Annotated in this window: 5 protein-coding genes; 3 read left to right on the top strand and 2 right to left on the bottom strand. The window is 73.3% G+C overall.

Annotated elements, in window-relative coordinates:
• Window positions 1-184: 184 nt before the first annotated feature.
• Together L1885_RS22920 and L1885_RS22915 are read right to left on the bottom strand one after the other, a co-directional pair.
• A complete protein-coding gene (locus L1885_RS22920) occupies window positions 185-448 on the bottom strand; it encodes a hypothetical protein (protein ID WP_235799066.1) in 264 nt (87 codons plus the stop codon).
• A gap of 309 nt (window positions 449-757) precedes the next feature.
• Window positions 758-1,597, bottom strand: a complete 840-nt coding sequence (locus L1885_RS22915; protein WP_235799065.1) for an SGNH/GDSL hydrolase family protein — start codon at window positions 1,595-1,597, stop codon at window positions 758-760.
• Window positions 1,598-2,234: 637 nt separating this feature from the next.
• Here L1885_RS22915 and L1885_RS22910 point away from each other — a divergent pair.
• The 3 genes from L1885_RS22910 to L1885_RS22900 are packed head-to-tail and all read left to right on the top strand — an operon-like array spanning window position 2,235 to window position 5,028.
• A complete protein-coding gene (locus L1885_RS22910) occupies window positions 2,235-3,170 on the top strand; it encodes a glycosyltransferase family 2 protein (protein ID WP_235799064.1) in 936 nt (311 codons plus the stop codon).
• Entirely contained in the window at window positions 3,167-4,210 is a 1,044-nt protein-coding gene (locus L1885_RS22905; protein WP_235799063.1) for a glycosyltransferase family 2 protein, read from the top strand. The genes L1885_RS22910 and L1885_RS22905 overlap by 4 nt, the downstream gene beginning before the upstream one ends.
• On the top strand, window positions 4,207-5,028 hold the full coding sequence (locus L1885_RS22900; protein ID WP_235799062.1) for a polysaccharide deacetylase family protein: 822 nt from the start codon (window positions 4,207-4,209) through the stop codon (window positions 5,026-5,028). The genes L1885_RS22905 and L1885_RS22900 overlap by 4 nt, the downstream gene beginning before the upstream one ends.
• The last annotated feature ends 297 nt before the right edge of the window (window positions 5,029-5,325 follow it).

The following is a 5,325-nucleotide window of genomic DNA, read 5'->3' as shown; positions in this document are numbered from 1 at the left end:
GGGCCGTGCGCGTGCGGGGCGGGCCGTGCGCGTGCGGGGCGGACGGGAACCACCCGCACGGCGCGGGACTCGGGACCGTGCGGGTGCGGGGACCAACGGGGCCGGTGGACGCGGGTGGGTACGGCAGGCGGGCGTGCCCTCGGGGCCCGGGCCGCCGAGGGCGGCGGGCCCGCGGGCGGGTTGGTCAGCCGCGGTTGCCGAACAGGGAGCGGCGAAGCCGCCGCAGGGGCGCGAACAGGGAGACCCTGGCGCTCTTGCGCTGATGCGTCACCGCATGGTCGTGCGAGGTGAGTTCACGCATCAGCAGCGTCGCCTCCGCCGCCTCCCGCTGGGGCACGGCGGGACCGCCGAGCACCGCCAGATGGCGGTCGAGGCGTGTGCTGCTCGCACCCGTCCCGCACGAAATCGCAGGCACTCGCGCCCTGCTGTGCGCCGTTATCTGCTTCATCTCACTCCCCACCCGTACGACTGGGCCCGGCCCCGGGCAGATTAACCCTATCGCTACGCCATGACACCCGTGTATCCCGTCCCGGACAAGAAGCACACTCGTACGTGTTGCGTTGGCGGTCGCCCTGTTCTGCCTATTTCAGGGCGAGTTGGACAGTTCGACCGCCAACTCCCGGCAGGATGCCCGGTTCATGGCATTACGCGCGAGATCGCCCCGGGGAGCGGCTTCCGCACGGAGATGTCCGGGCGCCGGATGTCCGGACGGTCCAGACGGTCCAGACAGTCCAGACGGTCCCAACGGTCAGGACGGTCAGGACGCAGCCGCCGTGAAGGCCGGCAGGTAGCCGCCCGACTGACCGGCCGCCGTCGGGTGGTAGGACTCGGTGAGGTTCAGCAGGTTCACGCTGTGCAGCCACGCGGTACCGCTGGAGCAGATCTCGTGGCCCGTGAAGGCCTGCCTGACATCCGCGAAGCCGAACCCGTGGTCGGCGGCGCGCTTGGCCGTCACGGAGTCGAGGTGGTCAGCGGCGTTGTTGATCGCGGAGCGCTCGGCCTCGCTGAGCCCCACCACGCACGAGCCGTTGAGCTCGTAGAAGCGGGGGTAGCCGACGACGACCACGCGGGCCTGGGGCGCCTTGGCGTGGATGTCGTTGTAGACGGTGTCGAGGGCGCCCGGAAGCGTGTTGTCGATATATCCGTTGGCCGTCGCGATGGCACTGAGACAGGTGGCCTCCGACTTGAGGACACATGTCGTCATGACGTCGGAGAACCCGGCGTCGTTGCCGCCGATGCTGATGGAGACGAGGTCGGTGCCCGAGTTGAGCGGGGCGAGCTGGCCGGACTCGACGTCCCCCGTGCGGGCGCCGGAGCAGGCGGTGGAGGTGAAGGAGGACGGCGCGTGCGCCGCGGCCCACAGGGCGGGGTAGGCGTGGGGGCTGCGCTTGCACGAGCCGCTCGCGCTGTCGTAGTCGCCGGAGCCGACGCCGGAGGAGTACGAGTCGCCGAGGGCGACGTAGTCGGTGCCGGCGGCGGGCGCCGCGTGGGCGGACGCCGCCCCGGTGAGGGAGAGGGCCAGGCCGGTGGCCGCGGTGGCGGCGAGCGCCACGAGTCTCGACCGCCTGGAACGAGGAGTGGAACGGGACAGTTTCATGCGACCTCCCATAACGGTTCTTGCCGGCGCTCGACGGTGACTGCCGTCAACCGTGGTACCAGCAGAGCCACTTCACCGGAAGTGGACATGACAGACAGGTATCGGCCCGGCGGCCGGATCCCGAACGCCGGCATCCCCCGTACCGTAGATATCGGACGCCTCGTCATGGCGCAGAAACGCTGTGGCTTTTGAGGCTGGTGGGACGAAAGAAAACGAGAGGGTCGCAAGACGCGACAGATGCCGACCATTCCTTTGCGGAATCGACCGGCGAAGAACGGCCAATGTACGGAAAAGGCAAGCCGTCCTCCGGGTCTTGCCATACAGTCCCTTTCGTCAATACCGTCGTACATCCACCCGCATCGGCACTCGATGTACACCGGCCAAAGGGGAGGGCTCGGGCGCCGGGAGAATCGTTGCGGGGCGCGGTAGGGGGGTGCCGTGCTCGGTGTCGCCGGTCGGCTCGCGCCGCCCGGGGACCGCGCCGAGTCGCGTGCCGCGCGCGGCCAGTTTTACCAGCTCAGCAGGGTGCACGGAGCTCGCTTCCGCATGCCCGGGCTGAGAACCCCCCTTTCGAACCGGAAACTCAGCCGGACCGCCCGGGGGCGGGCGGTCCGCCGGACGAGAGGGAAACAGACTCGTGAGCTCCATTCTGCGCCCGGCCGTTTCGGGCACCGAACGGTTAACTCCGCCTCTGCGCAATGCCGAGGAGTACCGACCGATCTCCTCGCATCTCGCGATCGCACCGCCGGTGAGCGTGGTCATCCCGGCCATGAACGAGGCGGAGAACCTTCCGTACGTATTCAAGACACTGCCCGGCTGGATTCACGAAGTGGTGCTCGTCGACGGCAACTCGACGGACGACACGGTCGCCGTCGCCGAACGCCTGTGGCCGGGCGTCAAGGTCGTCGGCCAGCGGGGCAAGGGCAAGGGGGATGCCCTGATCAGCGGCTTCGAGGCCTGCACGGGGGACATCATCGTGATGGTCGACGCGGACGGCTCCGCCGACGGCCAGGAGATCGTCAGCTATGTCTCGGCCCTCGTCTCGGGCGCCGACTTCGCCAAGGGCTCCCGCTTCGCCAACGGCGGCGGCACGGACGACATGACGTTCGTGCGCAAGCTCGGCAACCGCGTCCTGTGCGCCGCGGTCAACGCCAAGTTCGGCGCGAGATACACCGACCTCTGCTACGGCTACAACGCCTTCTGGCGCCACTGCCTGGACGAGATCACCCTGGACTGCACGGGCTTCGAGGTGGAGACCCTGATGAACATCCGGGTCGTCAAGGCGGGCCTCAAGGTCCAGGAGATACCGAGCCACGAGTACGACCGCATCCACGGCGTCTCCAACCTGAGGGCGGTCCGCGACGGGCTCCGGGTGCTCAAAGTGATCTTCAAGGAGAGGGGCGTGCCGCGCGCGGTGCGGCGCTGGACGGGGCGGCCCGACGCCTTCGGCCGGGCGCCGATCGGCCGGCTCCCCCTCGGGCTCGGCCGTGCGGCCGCCGCGGCGGCCGCGCTCGGCCCGGTGGCGGCGGGTCCGGCCTCCCTCGGCGAGGCGCAGCTCGGGGAGGCTCCGTGACGGGAGACCGGCGCACCTGCTCGGTGGTGGTCTGCGTCTACACCGAGGAGCGCTGGGCGGACATCCTCGCCGCGGTCGAGTCGGTGACCGGGCAGTCGCCCGCGCCGCTGGAGACGCTTCTCGTCGTGGACCACAACGAAGCGCTGCGGGCGCGGCTCGGCGCCGCGTTCGCGGCGGCGGAGGGGGTGCGGGTGCTCGCCAACGCGGGCCCCCGCGGCCTGTCCGCGGGCCGCAACACGGGTGTGGCCGCGGCGCGCGGCGAGATCGTCGCGTTCCTCGACGACGACGCCGTCGCCCGGCCGGGCTGGCTGCGCCACTTCCTGGACGCCTACGACGACGAGCGCGTCCTCGCCGTCGGCGGCCGGACCCTGCCGGCCTGGGCGTCGGGACGGCGGCCCGCGTGGTTCCCCGAGGAGTTCGACTGGGTCGTGGGCTGCACCTACCGGGGCCTGCCGGCCGGCCGCGCGCGGGTGCGCAACGTGCTCGGCGGCAACGCCTCGTTCCGGCGCAGCGCGTTCGACGCGGCCGGGGGGTTCGCCACCGGCATCGGCCGCGACGGCGACCGGCGACCGCTGGGCTGCGAGGAGACCGAGCTGTGCATCCGCGTCGCGCGCGCGGTGCCCGGCGCGGTCCTCCTCATCGACGACCGGTCGGTGATCCACCACAAGGTGCCGCCGGTGCGGGAGCGGTTCCGCTACTTCCGTACCCGCGCGTACGCGGAGGGCCTGTCGAAGGCGCTGGTCTCGCGGAGCGTCGGCTCGGCCAAGGGGCTGGAGTCCGAGCGCCGCTACACGACGCGCGTGCTGCCCGCCGGCATCGCGCGGGGGCTGCGCGACGCGGCGCTCGGCAGGCCGGGCGGGGCCCGGCGGGCCGGGGCGATCGTCGTGGGGGTGCTGACGACGGCCGCCGGCTACGCCGTGGGGCTCGTCCGCACCCGGGGCGGCGCGGTCGCGTTCTCGTCCGGGCCGATCCTGCCGCTCGGCGCGGAGCAGGGCCGCGCGCCCGGGGCCGTCCCCGCGGGCGGGAGGGGAGCGGCATGACGGCACCCGCCCGGGACGCCCCGGCCGGCTCCCCCGGGGCCGTGCCGATCCTGATGTACCACGCGGTGGCGTACGAGCCGGCTCCGGCGGCGCGCGCGCTGTCGGTGTCGCCGCGGGATTTCGCCGCGCAGATGGCACTGCTTGCGGAGCGCGGCAGGACCCCGCTGACGACGGCGGCGCTGGGCGAGGCGTGGCGCCGGGGCACGCCCCTGCCGCCCCGCCCGGTGCTGGTCACCTTCGACGACGGGTACGAGGGCGTGCACCGGCACGCCCTGCGGGCGCTGGCCGCGCACGGCCTGACCGCGACCGTGTTCGTCTCGACGGGGTGGCTGCGCGGCAGGCCGGGCACCGGCGGCGCGCCGGAGCGGATGCTGGAGTGGCGGCAGGTGCGCGAACTGGCCGCGGCGGGACTGGAGATCGGCGGCCACAGCCACTCCCATCCGCAGCTGGACCAGGTGGACCGTGGACGGCTGGTGACCGAGGTGGAGCGCTGCCGGGAGATCACGGCGGAGGAGACGGGGACGGCGCCGGTGTCGTTCGCGTACCCCTTCGGCTACTCGAACCGCGCGGTGCGCGGCGCGGTGCGGGAGGCGGGCTTCACGCAGGCGCTCGCCGTGCGCAACGCCGAGGCCCGCCGTGCCCAGGGGCCCTACGCGCTGGCGCGCCTGACGGTGCGGCGCACGACGGGCATCGACGAGTTCGGCCGGCTGCTGGACGGCACGGGGATCGGCCGGGCGTACGCCGTGGACCGGGTGCTGACGAAGGGCTACGCGCTCGTGCGCAGGGCCCGGTCGGCGACACGCGCGGTGCGGCGCTGAGGTCGTGGTCCGCCGGCCGGGCGGGCGACCCGGGCCGCTGCCTGGGCACCGGCCGGCGGACCGCGTCCGGGGCGGGGCCGCCGGCGGGACAAAACGGCGGGCGGGGCCCCGCCCGGTGCCGGATCATGGCAGCCATGTCTGCCAACGCTGAGGACAGGCCCGAGGGTGCGCGCCCGGACGCGCACGAAGAGACGAACACGGCAGGGACGGCCGCGGCGGCGCGCGCGGCGGCCGGCACGGGCGGGCGGCAGCGCGCGGGAGCCGGTACGCGGGCACGCACGCCGACGCGCTCGCGCG

The organism is Streptomyces fuscigenes, assembly GCF_021556455.1.
Lineage (GTDB): Bacteria > Actinomycetota > Actinomycetes > Streptomycetales > Streptomycetaceae > Streptomyces > Streptomyces fuscigenes.
Note: the sequence above shows the minus strand (reverse complement) of the source record. Positions and strands in the feature narration are given on the sequence as shown.